Here is an 18,383-nt window from a genome sequence, read left to right as displayed (position 1 = left end):
GCGTAGCCAAAACTAATCAAATAATGTATAATGTTTAGGAATGTTAAAGTGAAAGGGGTGTTTGCATGGTAACTTTATTTTTATCACCTAGCTGCACCAGCTGTAGGAAAGCACGAGCCTGGTTGACCAATCATGAAGTTGCTTTTGACGAACACAATATTATCACGAGCCCATTAACTCACGATGAGTTGATGAAGATTTTGTCTTACACGGAAAATGGTACCGAAGATATCATTTCAACCCGTTCCAAAGTCTTTCAGAAGCTGAATATCGATGTGGATGATTTGACCATAAAGGAACTCATTCAATTGATTTCTGAATACCCAAATCTTCTTCGTCGACCTATCATTATGGACAACAAACGCATGCAAATTGGTTTTAACGAAGATGAAATTCGTGCCTTTTTGCCTCGTGATTATAGAAAGCAAGAATTGCGTCAAGCGACCATTCGAGCTGAGATTGAGGGTAACAATGACTAAAGGAAATTATTCCTACCCACTCGATCCATCATGGAGCACTGAGGAAATTACCACAGTGCTTCATTTTTTGAGTCAGGTAGAAAAAGCATACGAGAGCAAGGTTGACCGTGACCAACTCTTACAAGCCTATAAGGCTTTTAAAACTGTTGTTCCTGGCAAGGCGCCTGAGAAACAACTAGATAAGGCCTTTGAAGAAGCTAGCGGTTTTTCAACCTATCAAGCTGTCAAAGCTGCTAAAGCAAAAGATAAAGGATTTGTAGCACTTGGAAAATAAACTACTCTTTGCTAAAGAAATCATTAAGGAAGCCGGGGCTTTCATTAAAGAAAGTTTGTCCAAAACAATCACGGTAGAAGAAAAGACGGCTTTTGATGATTTAGTAACTAATATTGATAAACAAACGCAAGATTTACTCGTATCACGAATCAAATCTGCCTATCCTTCGGACAATATTTTCGCTGAAGAAAATGGATTAGTTCATAATATCAAAGATGGGAACGTCTGGGTCTTGGACCCTATTGACGGGACGGTCAATTTCATCGTCCAACAAGATAATTTTTGTGTGATGATTGCCTATTATGAAGACGGAAAAGGGAAATTTGGCCTAATTTATAATGTCATGGCTGATCAACTTTTCTACGGTGGGGGGCAATTCGATGTTTATTGTAATGATAAACCACTCCCAACATATAAGAATCGCCCTTTAGAACGCTGCTTAGTTGCCAGTAATGCAGCTATGTACGCTAAGAATTTCCATGGCTTGAAAAATCTTATTGACAAGATCTTAGGTGTTCGTGTCTACGGTGGTGCTGGTTTAAGTATGTCTAAGGTTCTTTCAGGACAAATTTTAGCTTACTTTTCAGTCATTTACCCATGGGACTATGCTGCAGCAAGTATTATGGGAGAAAAATTGGGTTATCACCTTGAGACCATTACCGGAGAACCACTGGATTATTCTAGTCGTCAAGCTGTTATGCTGGTTCCCAAAGACAGACTTGAAGAAATTAAGAGCATCATGGGGTCAGAAAATTAGTTTGAAACATAAAAACCATACTGGACAAATCAGAACAGCAAGTTCTCTTGGTTAGTCCAGTTTTTTAATAGAAAGGAAACTATGCAATTTCCATCAGATTTTATAGAGAAATATAACAATTTACTAGGTTCTGAAGCAGAGGATTTCTTTGCATCGTTTGATCAAGAAGCCGTGTCCGCCTACCGTACCAACCCTCTGAAAAAGCAACAGAAGGACTTTCCCGATGCTATTCCAGAGACGCCATGGGGCCATTACGGAAAAATTTCTGGAAAATCCTCAGATCATGCGACTGGTTTGGTCTATTCTCAGGAACCAGCTGCCCAAATGGTCGCTCAAGTGGCAGCTCCAGCCAAGGGAAGTCGTGTCTTAGATTTGGCAGCTGCTCCGGGTGGAAAGTCTACTCATCTTTTAAGCTACCTAGATAATACAGGACTACTCGTTAGCAATGAAATCAATCCAAAACGTAGCAAAATTCTAGTTGAAAACATAGAGCGTTTTGGAGCAAGAAATGTTGTGGTGACTAACACGTCAGCCGACAAACTAGCTAAAGTTTTCAAAAATTATTTTGATACAATTGTCTTTGATGGACCTTGTTCTGGCGAAGGAATGTTCCGCAAGGATCCTGATGCCATCCAATATTGGCACAAGGATTACCCTAGTGAACTGGCACAATTGCAGAAGGATATCTTGTCAGACGGTTTGAAGATGCTGGCTCCTGGTGGACAACTTATTTACTCAACCTGCACCTGGTCGCCTGAGGAGAACGAGGGCGTTGTCGCTTGGATTTTAGAGAATTATCCTGACCTTGAATTGGTGGAAATTCCTAAACTAAACGGCATGAGCGATGGCATTAATTTTCCAGAAACAGCCCGCATGTATCCGCATCGTTTCAAGGGTGAAGGTCAGTTTGTGGCAAAATTCCAGGATAAGCGCTTGCCCGAAAAGACTCGTATCAGAGAAGGAAAATCTAACCTAAACAAGGAGCAGAAGCAACTTTGGGAAGATTTTGCAAAGAAACACCTTAAGACTGATCTAGATGGTTTACTCCAAGTTTTTGGGGACAATCTCTATCTGCTTCCTAAGGGACTTCCAGATCTTTCTAAAGTTAAAATTGCTCGTAATGGTTTGCATCTTGGTGTCTTCAAGAAAAAACGTTTCGAACCAAGTTTTGCGCTTGGAATTGCGTTAACCTCTGATGAAGTTGTTTCAAGTATAGAGCTAACTCAAGACCAGTTTGCCCAATATGTTTCTGGTAATGTGGTCACTCTAGATCAAGCGCAACCAAACGGTTGGTATCAGCTTTTAGTGGATGGCAATGGATTTGGATTTGCCAAAATCGTTGGAAACACGGTTAAAAACTACTATCCTAAGGGATTGAGATTCCATGTATAAGGGCCTGTAATCAAACTTTAATATGACTTTATTATCTTATACTTGGTATAATTAGATAGATGTCTTTTTACAGCATATATAAGACACTATCTTACTTAAGTTACAAAATGTCGGAGGACAAAAATGAAAAAAACAAAAGTCCTTGCAGTGATTCTGTCACTGGCAATGACCATACTAGTCTTAACTGGCTGTGCCTCTTGGATTGACCGTGGCCAGTCCATTACAGCAGTTGGTTCTACGGCCCTTCAACCCTTAGTGGAGGCGGCAGCAGATGGGTTCGCTGAGAAGAACCCTGAGAATATCGTTAACGTCCAAGGTGGCGGTTCTGGTACTGGACTTTCTCAGGTACAATCTGGTGCTGTTCAAATTGGGAACAGTGACCTTTTTGCCGAGGAAAAATCTGGAATCGATGCCAGTAAGCTTGTTGACTATCAAGTTGCCGTTGCTGGAATTGCAGTGATTACAAATAAAGAAGTCTCTGTCGATAACCTGACAACCGAACAACTTCGCAAGATTTTCACTGGGGAAATCACAAACTGGAAACAGCTTGGTGGTAAAGACTTAGAGATTACTATTATTAACCGTGCAGCCAGCTCAGGATCACGCGCAACTTTCGATGCAGTGATTATGGACGGTAAATCGCCAATCCGTACCCAAGAGCAAGATTCTAATGGTATGGTTAAGTCAATCGTTGCTCAGACACCAGGTGCTATTTCATACCTATCATTTGCCTACCTTGATGATTCTGTTAAAACATTGAAGTTAAATGGATTTGAACCAAAAGCTGAAAATGTTGCAACTAACGATTGGCCGATTTGGTCCTACGAGCATATGTATACCAAGGGAAAACCGGATAGCTATACCAAACAATTCTTAGATTACATGATGAGTGACGAAGTCCAAGAAAATGTCGTCGCAAAAATGGGTTACATTTCCATCCATAGCATGAAAGTTACCAAGGATGCTGATGGTAACGTCTCAAAGAAGAGTGAGGAGTAAGCATGAAAAATGAAGAATTGGTGAAGCAATTAACATCACCCTCTAAAAATTCACGCCTCGAGAAGTTTGGTAAAACAATCACTTTCCTTTGCCTAGCTTTGATTGTTTTTATCGTAGCCATGATTTTACTTTTCGTTGCTCAAAAAGGGCTGGCGACTTTCTTTGTTAATAAAGTTAGCTTGATCGAGTTTCTCTTTAGTGGCGATTGGTCGCCATCTGAAGGCAAGTTCGGAGCTCTTCCAATGATTTTGGGATCATTCGTAGTTACCTTGCTCTCAGCCTTGGTAGCAACGCCATTTGCCATTGGAGCAGCCATCTTTATGACTGAAATTTCTCCGAAAGGGGCTAAATTCCTACAACCAGCTATTGAACTTTTGGTGGGGATTCCATCTGTTGTTTATGGATTTATTGGTCTCCAAGTCGTGGTTCCATTTGTTCGCTTAATTTTTGGTGGAACAGGTTTTGGTATTCTTTCAGGTACCTTTGTCTTGTTCGTCATGATTCTACCAACCGTAACCTTTATGACAACAGATACGCTTCGTGCAGTGCCTCGTCACTATCGTGAAGCCAGTCTGGCCATGGGAGCTACACGCTGGCAAACGATTTGGCGTGTGACACTTAATGCGGCTAAACCAGGTATTTTCACGGCCGTTATCTTTGGTATGGCCCGTGCCTTTGGTGAGGCTCTCGCCATCCAAATGGTTGTCGGAAATTCCGCAGTGATTCCAACTTCTTTAACGACACCAGCAGCAACATTGACATCTGTCTTGACTATGGGAATCGGGAATACAGTCATGGGTACTGTTTCAAACAATGTCCTTTGGTCTCTCGCCTTGGTGCTCTTATTGATGAGTCTTGGTTTCAATATGTTGGTGAAATTCATTACCCGTGAGAGAAAGAGAAATTATGAACGCTAAAAAAATTGATAAAATTGCCATCGGCACACTCTATGTGATTGCTGGCATTATTGTAACAATCCTGGCAGCCTTGATTCTCTATATCTTGGTTCGCGGGATACCACATATCAGCTGGTCATTCTTGACTAGTCGATCATCATCTTACAAAGCTGGTGGAGGAATTGGGGTTCAACTCTACAATTCATTCTTCCTTTTGGTTATTACCCTGATTATTTCTGTGCCTCTTTCCATGGGAGCTGGAATCTTCTTATCAGAATATGCTAAAAAAGGACGACTTACCAACTTTGTTCGTACCTGTATTGAAATCCTTTCTTCACTACCTTCAGTGGTGGTCGGACTCTTTGGTTACTTGATTTTCGTTGTCCAATTCCAGTATGGATTTTCAATCCTATCAGGTGCCTTGGCTTTAACGGTCTTTAACCTACCACAAATGACTCGTACGGTTGAAGATAGTTTGCGAACAGTCCATCATACCCAACGTGAAGCTGGGCTAGCTCTAGGCTTGTCTCGATGGGAAACAATCTTACACGTTGTTGTTCCAGAGGCCTTACCTGGTATTGTTACTGGTATCGTTCTTGCTTCTGGTCGTATTTTCGGAGAAGCAGCAGCGCTAATCTATACAGCAGGTCAATCTGCACCAGCACTTAACTGGAGCGACTGGAATCCGCTTAGCATCTCTAGTCCAATTTCGATTTTCCGCCAAGCAGAGACACTTGCTGTTCACATCTGGAAGGTCAACTCAGAAGGTACGACACCTGACGCCACTGCAGTATCTGCTGGTTCAGCAGCAGTGCTCTTGATTTTCATTCTGATTTTCAACTTTGGTGCACGTCGTTTGGGAGCTTACCTCCATAAGAAATTAACATCCGCTTAAAGGAGTTATCATGACAAAATATAATTGGGACGAGCGTCATATTATCACCTTCCCAGAGAAGGAGCTCGCTCTTGAAACAAAGGACTTGCATGTCTACTATGGTCAAAAAGAAGCCATCAAAGGCATTGACATGCAATTCGAGAAAAATAAAATCACAGCTCTTATTGGGCCTTCAGGATGCGGTAAATCAACTTTTCTTCGTAGTCTAAACCGTATGAATGATACGATTGATATTGCCAAGGTTACTGGACAAATCCTTTATCAAGGAGTCGATGTTAACGCAAGTAATATCAATGTTTATGAAATGCGTAAACATATTGGAATGGTTTTCCAACGTCCAAATCCATTCGCCAAGTCTATTTACAGAAATATCACCTTTGCTCACGAACGTAAAGGTGTAAGAGATAAGCAAACCTTGGACGAGATTGTTGAAACATCACTTAAGCAAGCTGGACTTTGGGATCAAGTTAAAGATGACCTTCATAAATCTGCCTTTACCCTCTCAGGTGGTCAGCAACAACGTCTTTGTATTGCAAGAGCTATTGCCGTGAAACCGCAGATTCTCCTCATGGACGAACCTGCAGCTTCATTGGACCCTGTAGCTACTATGCAGCTCGAAGAGACCATGTTTGAACTTAAGGAAGATTACTCTATTATCATCGTGACGCACAATATGCAACAAGCAGCGCGTGCTAGTGATTATACAGCATTCTTCTACCTTGGTGATCTTATCGAATATGATGAAACCAAGAAAATCTTCCAAGACGCTGCCCTACAGTCGACCAATGACTATGTATCAGGACGTTTTGGATAGAAAGGAGCACTTATGACTGAACCAATCATTTCAATCAATGATTTATCGGTGTATTTCAATAAGAAAAAAAGCCCTCAATAATGTGACAATGGATTTCTATCCAAATGAAATCACGGCCCTTATCGGTCCTTCAGGATCCGGGAAATCAACCCTGCTCCGTTCTATCAACCGAATGGGAGATTTAAATCCCGAATGGACACTTACTGGTGCTGTTTCATACAACGGTCACAATGTCTACAGTCCTCGAACAGATACCGTTGAACTCCGTAAAGAAATCGGAATGGTCTTCCAACAACCCAATCCTTTTCCAATGTCAATCTATGAAAACGTGGTTTATGGCCTTCGTATCAATGGTATCAAAGATAAGGCTGTTCTTGATCAAGCAGTAGAAGAATCACTAAAGGGTGCTTCAATCTGGGAAGAGGTTAAAGACCGTCTCCATGACTCAGCACTTGGACTTTCAGGAGGGCAACAACAACGTGTCTGTATTGCACGAGTGCTAGCCACATCTCCAAAGGTCATCCTTCTTGACGAACCAACGTCGGCCCTCGACCCTATATCCGCTGGTAAGATTGAGGAAACCCTCTATAACCTTAAAGAACAATACACTTTGTTGCTAGTCACTCGTTCTATGCAGCAGGCAAGTCGTATCTCACAACGAACAGCCTTTTTCCTTGATGGAGAGCTCATCGAGTATTCATCAACGAAAGACATGTTCCTAAATCCACAACATAAAGAAACTGAAGATTATATTACCGGTAAATTCGGTTAAGAAAGGACAGATTACTAAAAAAATTATGATGTTACGAACTCCCTTCGAAGAAGAATTAGAAAAACTCCACAACCAATTTTACGCTATGGGTACAGAGGTTGCAGCTCAGCTTAAGAAAGCTGTACGTGCCTTTATCAGCCATGACCGTGATTTGGCTAAGGAAGTCATTGAAAATGACGAAATCGTCAATAACTACGAAACCAAACTTGAGAAAAAATCACTTGAAATTATTGCTCTACAGCAACCTGTATCAAGTGATTTGCGTACAGTTATCACCGCACTTAAAGCATCTAGCGACGTTGAGCGTATGGGTGACCATGCCGTTGCTATTGCTCAAGCAACTATCCGCATTAAAGGTGAGGAACGCCTAACTGAAATTGAAGCTGAAATCAAGAAAATGGGGAAAGCAGTTCGCCACATGGTCGAAGATGCTCTAGATGTTTACTTGAACAGTGACGAAAAACGCGCTTATGAAATCGCAGCTTCAGATGAAATCATTGATAACTATTTCCGTGATATTCAAGCCATGACAGTAGAAGGTGTTCGCAAGAATCCTGATGCTGCCTTCGCTGCCAAAGAATATTTCCAAGTACTTATGTATTTGGAACGTATTGGTGACTATGCCCGCAATCTCTGTGAGTGGGTTGTCTACCTCAAGTCTGGGAAAATCATAGAACTGTAGGCAAAGCTTCCAATCTATGTTATAATGGGTCTGTATTGAATAATTCAGACCCTTTTCTTTTGCAAAAGAGTCTGATATCGAAACATATGTCAGTCTGTTTCGATACGAAAAGTTAGATTAGGAGTATATACGTATGACAGCATCTGTTGCTCGTTTTATCGAAAGTTTCATCCCTGAAAACTACAATCTTTTCTTGGACATTAATCGTTCTGAAAAGACCTTTACAGGGAATGTTGCCATCACAGGTGAAGCCCTTGATAACCATATCTCCCTTCACCAAAAAGACCTTACCATTAGTTCCGTTCTCTTGGATAATGAATCATTGAACTTCCAAATGGATGATGCTAACGAAGCCTTCCATATTGAACTTCCAGAGACCGGTGTTTTGACGCTTGTCATTGAATTCTCTGGTCGTATTACAGATAATATGACAGGGATTTACCCATCATATTACACCTACAATGGTGAGAAGAAAGAGATTATTTCAACGCAGTTTGAATCTCATTTTGCGCGTGAAGCCTTCCCATCTGTTGATGAACCAGAAGCCAAAGCTACTTTTGATTTCTCATTGAAATTTGATGCTGAAGAAGGCGATATCGCTTTGTCAAACATGCCTGAAATCAATAGCCATTTGCGTGAAGAAACTGGGGTTTGGACATTTGAGACAACCCCTCGTATGTCAACATACCTCCTTGCCTTTGGTTTTGGAGCTCTTCAAGGTAAGACAGCGAAAACGCAAAACGGAACTGAAGTTGGTGTCTTCGCTACAGTTGCACAAGCTGAAAACAGCGTTGACTTTGCCCTTGATATTGCCGTTCGTGTCATTGATTTCTACGAAGACTACTTCCAAGTCAAATATCCTATCCCATTGTCATACCATCTGGCTCTTCCTGACTTCTCAGCAGGTGCCATGGAAAACTGGGGACTTGTTACCTATCGTGAAGTTTACCTACTAGTAGACGAAAATAGCTCAGCTGCAAGTCGTCAACAAGTAGCTCTCGTGGTTGCCCACGAATTGGCTCACCAATGGTTCGGTAACCTTGTAACGATGAAATGGTGGGATGATCTCTGGCTTAACGAGAGCTTTGCCAATATGATGGAGTATGTTTCAGTAGATGCCATTGAACCTAGCTGGAACATCTTTGAAGATTTCCAAACAACTGGTGTGCCTCATGCCCTCCAGCGTGATGCTACAGATGGTGTTCAGTCAGTCCACATGGAAGTTAATCACCCAGATGAGATTAATACCCTCTTTGATAGTGCTATCGTTTATGCTAAGGGTAGCCGTCTCATGCATATGCTTCGCCGTTGGTTAGGCGATGAAGCCTTTGCCAAAGGACTTAAAGCTTACTTCGAAAAACACCAGTACAACAACACTATTGGACGTGACCTCTGGAATGCACTCTCTGATGCTTCTGGTAAAGATGTCTCTAGTTTCATGGATACTTGGTTGGAGCAACCAGGTTACCCTGTTGTTAGTGCAGAAGTTGTTGATGACACTCTTATTCTTAGTCAAAAACAATTCTTCATTGGTGAACATGAAGATAAAGGGCGTCTTTGGGAAATTCCATTGAACACAAATTGGAAAGGACTCCCAGACACACTCTCAGAAGAGCGTATTGAGATTCCAAATTATAGCCAGCTTGCTGCTGAAAATAAAGGAGCTCTTCGCCTTAATACAGCAAATACGGCACATTACATCACAGACTACCAAGGACAACTCTTGGACCAACTCTTAGAGGAATTTGCTAACCTTGATACGGTAAGTAAACTTCAAATCTTACAAGAACGTCGTCTTCTTGCTGAAAGTGGCCGTATCTCCTACGCAAGCCTAGTGGCTCTTCTTGATCTTGTCGAAAAAGAAGAAAGCTTCTTGATTGCACAAGCTAAGTCTCAAATCCTCGCTGGTTTGAAACGCTTTATCGATGAGGATACAGAAGCAGAAGTGCACTACAAGGCTTTGGTACGTCGTCAATTCCAAAACGACTTTGAACGTCTTGGTTTCGATGCCAAAGATGGAGAGTCAGATGAAGATGAAATGGTTCGTCAAACGGCACTTAGCTACTTGATTCAAGCAGACTATCAACCAGCAGTCCTTGCAGCTGCAAGTGTTTTCCAAGCTCATAAAGAAAACATTGAAAGCATCCCCGCAAGTGTCCGTGGTCTTGTCCTCATTAACCAAATGAAACAAGAAGACAGTCTTACCCTTGTTGAGGACTATGTCAACGCATACGTCACAACAAATGATAGTAACTTCCGTCGTCAATTAACTCAAGCAGTTTCATACCTTAAAAATCAAGAAGGCCTCGACTACGTGCTAAGTCAGCTTAAAGACAAACATGTCGTTAAACCTCAAGACTTATACCTCTGGTATATGAATTTCCTCAGCAAATCATTTGCTCAAGAAACCGTTTGGAACTGGGCAAAAGATAACTGGGATTGGATTAAAGCAGCCCTTGGTGGTGATATGAGCTTTGATAGCTTTGTAAATATCCCAGCATCAATCTTTAAAACGCAAGAACGTCTTGATCAATATATTGCTTTCTTCGAGCCACAAACAAGTGATAAAGCCTTGGAACGTAATATCTTAATGGGAATTAAGACAATTGCCGCACGAGTAAACTTGATTGAAAAAGAAAAAGCAGCCGTTGAATCTGCTCTTAAAGATTATTAATAAGAAAAACAAGCTTTCCGTGAAGGAGAGTTTGTTTTTTTGTGTACGACAGTTTACATAAATATAGTTGTGTGTTTGAAGGAATAACAAAACAACTATAGCATAATTAAATTTATGTAAACTAAAAACAACCACTCCAAATTGGAATGGTTAGGATAGCTAATTATAAATTGTCTAGAGCATTTTTTTGTTCATCATTAACAATATGCGTATATAGATCGGTAACCTGAGTGGAAGCATGGCCAAGTTGGTGACTCACTAAAACTTGAGACTTGGTAGCATCATAAAGGCGTGTTGCCAGAGTATGTCGAAGCTTGTGGGGAGTCACACGAATTTTGAAATCCTGAGAATATTTGGCAACCATCTTTTCGATACTTGAAGCATCAATACGGTTTGGAACCCCTCGATATTCCGTTAAAAAGAGGGCAAGGTCTTGCTTTTCAGCCTTATAGCGTTTATCACGTATACTGAGATAAGTTTCAAGATAGGACTTTGCAAAACTTGCTACATTAACTGAGTCCCGTTTGCCACCTTTTCGAGTGACGTCGATGACCATCATTTTTAGATTGATATCTTTAAGGTCCAGATTAACAGCTTCAGAGAGTCGAACACCTGAAGCCAGTAGCAAGGCAATGATAGCCAAATCACGTTCTTTATTCTTATAAAACGAAGATTTGGCGCGATTTGAGAGCTTGACTTCGTATTCATTTTCTACATAATCAAGGAATTCCATGGTTTCATCGCCAAGAAAGAGTTTTTGTTTGATATTCTCAGCACGTGCAGCTAGAGTTTCTTTCTTTTTCTTAGTAGAAACTTTTTTCATGACGTTACGATAGAAATAAGGCTCACCGTCAGGACCCTCGACCTCCTCGGTTAAATACTTATAGAGACTAGATAGGGCTGAAAGTGTACGATTAATAGTCGTTTGAGAGACACCCTGTTTCTTGGAATAGGTATTCAAAGATGGACGTTCACGTAGATAAAGGACAAATGACTCCATATCTTTTTTAGTTAGATTTTCCAAGGTTTTGATGTCAATTGAGGCAATATCATCAGCATCTGAAATACCTGAGTCAATCAACCAATCAAAAAAGCGTTTATATTCCTTAAGGTATTCGTATAAGGTTGTAAAAGAATACGGTACCGATAGTTTAGATTGATAATACTCCAGAACAAACCAGGGCATTAGAGATTTGTATTCCTCAATTTTTTCGAGTAAGAGTTCACGTTTCATTTGTTTTTTCTCCAAAGTTATTTAATAGAAGTATATCATACCCTTATCTTTCTTTCAAGAAAATTACAGTTTTTCGGAAAGATGTTATAGGGTGTTTTCTCTTAGAGGCTTTATAGGTTTACTATCTGAATATATAAAATACCACACTAGGTCAATCAGATACTGACTTCCAGAACCAATGCTAAAATATCTATATTGTTATTTCACTTTGAAAGATTTTTCCCAAGAAAAAACAATCTAGAGTTTTCCAGATTGTTCAAACAATGATTAAGCTACGATAGCTTTTGCAACCTCCTCGGTTGTCATACGTGAGAAATAATGTGTTGTGTCAATAGTTTTAAGTTTTGCCAAGACATCTTCGTACTCGTAAGGTACACCAACCAACAAGTCTTCAATATCTGATACATCTCCGATACCAAAGAAATCTCCGTAAATCTTAACAGATTTAATGATTGAATTTTCAACATTGGCATAGGTTGAAATCTTACCGGCTGGGTAACGAACATTACGTTCTACTGTGTATTCTGGTGACTGTCCGTAAGTCCAATCCCATGTATTGAATTGTTTCTCATAAGAATCCTGAATCTTAGCCAATTCGCTTTCAGAAAGGACGTATTCTGTCATTTCTGGGTAGAATTCTTTCATTTTTTCCAAGATTTTATCTGAGAATTCATTTACAGTGATTTTTTCTGGCAATTCGTCGACGATGTTGGTCACACGAGCACGTACAGATTTAACGCCTTTTGATTCGATTTTGTCTTTGCTGACTTTAAGGGCTTGACCAAGAACCGACATATCAACGTCAAAAAGCAAGCAACCATGGTGCATCATACGACCTTTATAGTAAGCTTGAGCATTTCCACAGAACTTTTTACCATCGATTTCAAGGTCATTTCGGCCAGTAAATTCAGCCTTAACTCCCAAATCAGCAAGTGTGGCGATTACAGGTTGAGAGAAAGTCTTAAAGTCAAAAGCACCTTCATCCGCCTTATTAGAGATGATGGTATAGTTCAGATTATTCAAATCGTGATAAACAGCGCCACCACCAGATAAACGGCGAACAACCTTGATACCATGAGCATCTGTATATTCTTTGTTAATCTCTTGAATGGTATTTTGGTGTTTACCAACAATGATAGCTGGACAGTTAATCCAAAGAATGAACAATTCATCTTCATTCACCAATTCACGAAAAGCATAGGCTTCCAAAGCAATATTATAGGCAGGATCATTTGATGTGTTTACGATGTATTTCATGAGGTCTCCTCTTATAATGTGATACTTATATTATAAAGGAAAACGGTGGCAAAGTACACGAAGACGCCTTAGGTATAAGGATTTTCATGATATAATAGTATAAAATATATGGGGAGTTTTGACATGATACAAAATCCTAGTAAATTGAGTCTCTTTTTCTCAAGGCTAACTAATAAAATAAATAAAAAGTTCAAAATAGCCTTAGCTCTGCTTCTTTTTGTAACCCTTGGAATTTTTCTCTATAATGCCTACCAAAGAGCTTATAAGCCTTACCTCTATGATAAGGAGAATTACTATTACAAGGCTTATCATTACAAGGTCAAGAAGATAAAATCACAAAAGAAGATTGTCAAAGATATAGAGATTGAAGTTCTACACTTTGGAAAAGACGATTTCCCTGATAATCTGTCTACATATAAGGTCAGTCATTATACTGATAAAGGAATTGATCCACGAAAACTTTTCTTACATATTACTTTTACAGATAATACCAACATGACTTTACCATTTGGACAGGTAACTTCTACTGAAAACTATTCTGAACGTTTTGAAAACTATTTAGATCATAAAGTTTTTGAAGTTGGTCCAGGCTTTGATAAAGAATGGTTTTCTAATGCAGAGAATTACAGACGAATGATTCAGCGTTTCCCTGGATTACATGATAAAACAATGGATACTGACTTCGAATTATATCTAAGAGATTTTCTCTTTTTGATAGTTCCTGGCGATGCCCTATATCAAACTGGAGCTGTCAAAGATGGTGTAAGTGAATACCGTTTTCAGTTGAAAAATCCTAAATCAGGAAAAATGCAACGTTATATTATCTATGGAAATGAAGGCGACATTCCAATATGGGATTGGCAGACTCCCTTTGTTACCTTTGATAAGGATGATGCTAACAAAGAAAGAATCCAAGACTTCTTCGATGACTACGATATTAGAGAGTATGGGAATTACTGGGATGAAATGTACAATATAACGTTTCCTCACTTAAATAGCTTTAGGGGTGACAAATACAACTTTTACAAGATGGCCTTTTACTCAGATGAATTTACAAATTTTCCACTAAGCCTTGATTTAACAGGTAAGAGCGAGAACTTTAAAATTACCATTACAGATTCATACCTACAAGAAGAATCCAGAACTGCAAAAGATCAAATCCATTATCTAAAATACTCAACATCTAAAACTTATGATGCATCAAATAAAGAAGCATATATTAATGATATATTGAATCATTATCATAACTGACAGAATTAAATTTATGTAAACACAGCTAACCATCTAAATTAGCTGTGTTTTTTTTCATGAAAAAAACAAGACCATTTCTGATCTTGTTTCCTTCTATGCAACTAGATTTTTATTTTGTGTGCCAGATGTCTTTGTCATACTGTTCGATTGTACGGTCAGATGAGAAGAATCCTGCTTCAGCGATGTTGTAAACAACTTTTTTTGTTCCATGCATCTTGATCTTCGTAAGCTGCGTATACTTCTTCTTTCTTGTCGATGTATTCAGCCAAGTCAATCAATGTCATGAACCAGTCTTTAGAGATAAGTTCTTTTTGGAGACGTTCCAAGCGTTCTTTATCTCCAACTTTAACGAGGTCTTCACTTACGATAAAGTCAACAGCTGCTTTGATGTTAGCATCTTTTTTGTAGTAATCACGTGATACATAACCTTCTTTTTCGTAAAGGTCGATGATTGTATCAGAGTCTTTACCGAACGTGAAGATGTTTTCTGGTCCTACCAATTCAGCAATCTCAACGTTGGCACCGTCCATTGTACCAAGTGTAAGAGCACCGTTAAGCATGAATTTCATGTTACCTGTACCTGAAGCTTCTTTAGAAGCCAATGAGATTTGTTCTGAGATATCTGTTGCTGGGATAAGGTGTTCAGCAACTGTTACGTTGTAGTTTTCAACCAAGTGAACGTTGAGGTATTTGCTTACTTCTGGATCATTGTTGATGAGTTCAGAAAGTGACAAGATCAAGTGGATGATGTCTTGAGCAATAACGTAGGCAGGAGCTGCTTTACCACCAAAGATGATAGTGATTTTACGTTTTGGAAGGTTTCCTTTTTTGATTTCCAAGTATTTGTGGATGACATACAAAGCATTCATTTGTTGACGTTTGTATTCGTGGAAACGTTTGATTTGAGTATCAATAATTGAGTTTTCATCAAGATCGATACCTTTGTTGGCTTTAAGATAACGTTTAAGAGACAATTTGTTATCATATTTGATTTCAGCCAAACGTTTGTGAACTGCTGGATCATCTGCAAAGGCAGCCAATTTTTCCAATTGAGTTGCGTCAGTAAGGTAACCATCACCAATCAATTCTTTGATGTAATCAGCAAGTTCTTGGTTTGAGAATTCCAACCAACGACGGAATGTAATACCGTTTGTTTTGTTGTTGAAGCGTTCTGGGTAAAGGTCGTAGAATGGTTTCAACTCAGAAGATTTAAGGATTTCTGTGTGAAGTGCTGCTACACCGTTAACGCTTGTAGAGAAGTGGATATCCATGTGTGCCATGTGAACACGGTTGTCTTTGTCAATGATTTGAACACGTGGATCTTCGAATTTTTCACGAATGATAGCATCCAATTTCTTGATGATAACAACAAGGTGTGGAACAACTTCTTCAAGGTAGTCAAGAGGCCATTTTTCAAGGGCTTCAGCCAAGATAGTGTGGTTTGTGTAACCAACCATTTTGCTTACGATTGCTACTGCTTCATCAAATTCAAATCCATGTTTTTCTGTCAAAAGACGGATCAATTCTGGAATTACCATTGATGGGTGAGTATCATTGATTTGTACGTAAGCGTAATCTGGAAGATCGTGAAGGTTAGATCCACGTTCGATAGCTTCGTCAATCAAAAGTTGAGCAGCATTTGATACCATGAAGTATTGTTGGTAGATACGCAAGAGCTCACCTTTACGAGTTGAGTCATCTGGGTAAAGGAAGAGTGTCAAGTTCTTTTGGATTTCGTCTTGATCAAAAGTGATTCCTTTATCAATCAAATCGTAGTCCACACCATTGATGTCAAAGAGGTTAAGGTAGTTCTTAGTTTCTTTCTTATAACCCAAGATATCCAAACGATCCAAACGTGATTTCAATGTGAAGTTTTTGAATGGAACATCATAAGAGATATCAGTTGGTACCAACCATGATTGATCTTCAATCCAGTAGTTTGGTTCTGCATCTTGTTTGTTGTCTTTGAAGACTTGTTTGAAAAGACCACAGTGGTAGTTAAGACCAACACCTTCACCGTTGATGCCAAGTGTTGCCATAGAGTCGATGAAACATGAAGCCAAACGACCCAAACCACCGTTACCAAGAGATGGTTCTGGTTCAACGTCTTCAATTTCGCTGATTGATTTACCAGCAGCATCCAATTCAGCTTTAACATCCTTGTAGATGCCCAAGTTGATCAAGTTGTTAGACAAAAGTTTACCGATCAAGAATTCAGCTGAGATATAGTAAACTTTACGTTTGCTATCGTTTTTTGGTTTTGGAGCAGCTGCTTCTTTTACGAATTCCAACAAAAGATAGTAGATTTCTTCGTTTGAAAGGTCCTTAAGATTTTTGTTTTTTGCTTCAACATATTGTGTAAATGTAGCCATTTTAGTTATTACCTCGATTATATCTTTCTGTAATGTCTGTCAAAAATTCTTTCTTGTCGACAGTAATTTCACCTGGAAGCATACGCCATTTCCAGTTTTGACCAACTGTGTTAGGGAAGTTTGTACGGCTATTTTCAGGTTTATCAAGGATATCCTGCATAGTCGCAATAGCTGTGTTGCTTACAGTAGCAAAGAGGGTGCGAAGAAGAGCACGTGTGATTGGTTCACCTTGACGACGGTTGATGTATGCATCAGTATAATCACGTTGCTCTTGCGTCAAGTTGTCGTACCAACCGTTGATTACTTCGTTATCATGTGTACCTGTGTAGGCAACTGAATGTTGTGTGTATACGTGTGGAATGTCAATGCTATTTCCAGTAGTATCGTAGAATCCAAATTGAACAATCTTCATTCCAGGGTAACCACAGTCTGCAAGAAGTTTACGTGTCTTATCATCAATGTTACCAAGGTCTTCGGCAATGATTTTAAGATCACCCAATTCTTCTTTAACCACTTTGAAAAGGTCATAACCAGGTCCAGGAACCCATTCACCATTTTCAGCAGTTTCATCTCCTCCAGGAATTTCCCAGAAGTCAGAGAACCCTTTGAAGTGGTCAATACGCAAGTAATCATAAAGTTTAAATGATTCTTGAATACGGAATACCCACCAAGCATAATTTTCTGCTTTGTGTTTATCCCAAGCATAGATTGGGTTACCCCAAAGTTGACCAGTTGCTGAGAAGTTATCAGGTGGAACTCCTGCAATGTAACGCGGTTTACATTCAGCATCTAGTTTGAAGAGATGTGGTTGAGTCCAAACTTCAACACTATCAGCTGAAATGTAGATTGGCATGTCACCGATGATTTGAATACCATTTTTGTTAGCATAAGCTTTTAGTTCTGCCCATTGGCTAAAGAAGAGGTATTGTACCACTTGGTGATATGTGATAACATCAGCAAGTTCTTTGCGAAGTTTCTCAAGAGTTGCTTCATCGCGTTTAACTGCTTTTTTATCATCCCAATCTTGAAGTGCTTTGTTATCGAAGTGTTCTTTGATAGCCATGAAATCAGCATAATCAGCTAACCAGTTAGCATTTTTAGTTTTAAAAGCTTCGAATCTTTTAGTTTCTTTCTTATCTGCTAAAATTGCTTTAACTGCTTTTTCAAGAATTGGACGACGTGCTTCGTAAACTTTAGCATAGTCAATAAACTCAGGATCTGACCCAAAGTCAGCGTTTTTAACATCAGCTTTAGTTAAAAATTTATCACGAATAAGGAAATCCAAATCGATAAAGTGTGTATTTCCTGCTACCGCTGAGAATGATTGGTAAGGTGAATCCCCATAACTTGTTGTAGTAAGTGGCAAAATCTGCCAGTAAGTTTGTTTTGTTTCTTTTAAGAAATCAACAAAGTCATAGGCTGCTTGACCGAAAGATCCGATCCCGTAGTCACCTGGAAGTGATGTGATGTGCATCAAAACACCGCTTGCTCGTTTGTTCATAACGTTTACCTCAAATTATTTTTTACACTTATTATTATAATGCAAACGTTTGCATTAGTCAAGAATTTTTAACAAAAAAATAAAATAAATTTATAGCTCTTTAAAATAAAGTTCGTAAAACAAGCGCTTACATT

The 18,383-nt window shown here is 39.4% G+C and carries 14 protein-coding genes and 2 pseudogenes; 12 read left to right on the top strand and 4 right to left on the bottom strand.

Going from position 1 to position 18,383, the window contains the following annotated elements:
- Nucleotides 1–65 precede the first annotated feature (65 nt).
- The 11 genes and pseudogenes from SSAL8618_RS05475 to SSAL8618_RS05425 all read left to right on the top strand — a co-directional run bounded on the left by SSAL8618_RS05475 (nucleotide 66) and on the right by SSAL8618_RS05425 (nucleotide 10,634).
- The gene (locus SSAL8618_RS05475; RefSeq protein WP_004182520.1) at nucleotides 66–479 is read left to right on the top strand and encodes a Spx/MgsR family RNA polymerase-binding regulatory protein; all 414 of its coding nucleotides are present in this window, start codon (nucleotides 66–68) and stop codon (nucleotides 477–479) included.
- Entirely contained in the window at nucleotides 472–753 is a 282-nt protein-coding gene (locus tag SSAL8618_RS05470) for a UPF0223 family protein (RefSeq protein WP_038676029.1), read from the top strand. Before SSAL8618_RS05475 ends, SSAL8618_RS05470 begins: the two co-directional genes overlap by 8 nt.
- Entirely contained in the window at nucleotides 743–1,510 is a 768-nt protein-coding gene (locus SSAL8618_RS05465; RefSeq protein WP_038676027.1) for an inositol monophosphatase family protein, read from the top strand. Before SSAL8618_RS05470 ends, SSAL8618_RS05465 begins: the two co-directional genes overlap by 11 nt.
- 81 nt (nucleotides 1,511–1,591) lie before the next feature.
- Nucleotides 1,592–2,902 carry an RsmF rRNA methyltransferase first C-terminal domain-containing protein gene (locus tag SSAL8618_RS05460; protein WP_038676025.1) on the top strand — a complete coding sequence of 437 codons (1,311 nt, stop codon included), beginning with the start codon at nucleotides 1,592–1,594 and terminating at the stop codon, nucleotides 2,900–2,902.
- A 123-nt stretch (nucleotides 2,903–3,025) separates the two neighbouring features.
- Nucleotides 3,026–3,901 carry a phosphate ABC transporter substrate-binding protein PstS family protein gene (locus SSAL8618_RS05455; protein WP_037611572.1) on the top strand — a complete coding sequence of 292 codons (876 nt, stop codon included), beginning with the start codon at nucleotides 3,026–3,028 and terminating at the stop codon, nucleotides 3,899–3,901.
- A gap of 2 nt (nucleotides 3,902–3,903) precedes the next feature.
- The gene (pstC, locus tag SSAL8618_RS05450; protein WP_002885101.1) at nucleotides 3,904–4,818 is read left to right on the top strand and encodes a phosphate ABC transporter permease subunit PstC; all 915 of its coding nucleotides are present in this window, start codon (nucleotides 3,904–3,906) and stop codon (nucleotides 4,816–4,818) included.
- Nucleotides 4,808–5,692, top strand: a complete 885-nt coding sequence (gene pstA / locus SSAL8618_RS05445) for a phosphate ABC transporter permease PstA (RefSeq protein ID WP_022495957.1) — start codon at nucleotides 4,808–4,810, stop codon at nucleotides 5,690–5,692. Before pstC ends, pstA begins: the two co-directional genes overlap by 11 nt.
- Before the next feature lie 10 nt (nucleotides 5,693–5,702).
- Nucleotides 5,703–6,506 carry a phosphate ABC transporter ATP-binding protein PstB gene (pstB, locus tag SSAL8618_RS05440; protein ID WP_003092580.1) on the top strand — a complete coding sequence of 268 codons (804 nt, stop codon included), beginning with the start codon at nucleotides 5,703–5,705 and terminating at the stop codon, nucleotides 6,504–6,506.
- Nucleotides 6,507–6,518: 12 nt separating this feature from the next.
- A pseudogene (gene pstB / locus SSAL8618_RS05435) lies at nucleotides 6,519–7,278 on the top strand (phosphate ABC transporter ATP-binding protein PstB).
- Between the two features lie 28 nt (nucleotides 7,279–7,306).
- A complete protein-coding gene (phoU, locus tag SSAL8618_RS05430; protein ID WP_021146873.1) occupies nucleotides 7,307–7,960 on the top strand; it encodes a phosphate signaling complex protein PhoU in 654 nt (217 codons plus the stop codon).
- Between the two features lie 133 nt (nucleotides 7,961–8,093).
- Nucleotides 8,094–10,634 carry a M1 family metallopeptidase gene (locus SSAL8618_RS05425; protein ID WP_038676020.1) on the top strand — a complete coding sequence of 847 codons (2,541 nt, stop codon included), beginning with the start codon at nucleotides 8,094–8,096 and terminating at the stop codon, nucleotides 10,632–10,634.
- A gap of 163 nt (nucleotides 10,635–10,797) precedes the next feature.
- Here the strand turns inward: SSAL8618_RS05425 and xerS are convergent, their stop codons facing one another.
- Entirely contained in the window at nucleotides 10,798–11,868 is a 1,071-nt protein-coding gene (gene xerS, locus SSAL8618_RS05420) for a tyrosine recombinase XerS (RefSeq protein WP_038676019.1), read from the bottom strand.
- A gap of 267 nt (nucleotides 11,869–12,135) precedes the next feature.
- A complete protein-coding gene (gene lplA, locus SSAL8618_RS05415) occupies nucleotides 12,136–13,125 on the bottom strand; it encodes a lipoate--protein ligase (protein WP_038676017.1) in 990 nt (329 codons plus the stop codon).
- A gap of 123 nt (nucleotides 13,126–13,248) precedes the next feature.
- Here lplA and SSAL8618_RS10690 point away from each other — a divergent pair, with 123 nt between their 5' ends.
- Nucleotides 13,249–14,376, top strand: coding sequence for a hypothetical protein (locus SSAL8618_RS10690; RefSeq protein ID WP_223896428.1), 1,128 nt, complete (start codon nucleotides 13,249–13,251; stop codon nucleotides 14,374–14,376).
- Nucleotides 14,377–14,485: 109 nt separating this feature from the next.
- Here SSAL8618_RS10690 and glgP read toward each other — a convergent pair.
- Nucleotides 14,486–16,748 (bottom strand): annotated as a pseudogene (gene glgP, locus SSAL8618_RS05400) (glycogen/starch/alpha-glucan family phosphorylase).
- 1 nt (nucleotide 16,749) lies between these two features.
- Nucleotides 16,750–18,249, bottom strand: a complete 1,500-nt coding sequence (malQ, locus tag SSAL8618_RS05395) for a 4-alpha-glucanotransferase (protein ID WP_038676014.1) — start codon at nucleotides 18,247–18,249, stop codon at nucleotides 16,750–16,752.
- Nucleotides 18,250–18,383: the final 134 nt, after the last annotated feature.

The sequence above is a fragment of the Streptococcus salivarius genome (genome assembly GCF_000785515.1).
GTDB lineage: Bacteria > Bacillota > Bacilli > Lactobacillales > Streptococcaceae > Streptococcus > Streptococcus salivarius.
This window is presented reverse-complemented; position numbering and strand designations above follow the sequence as displayed.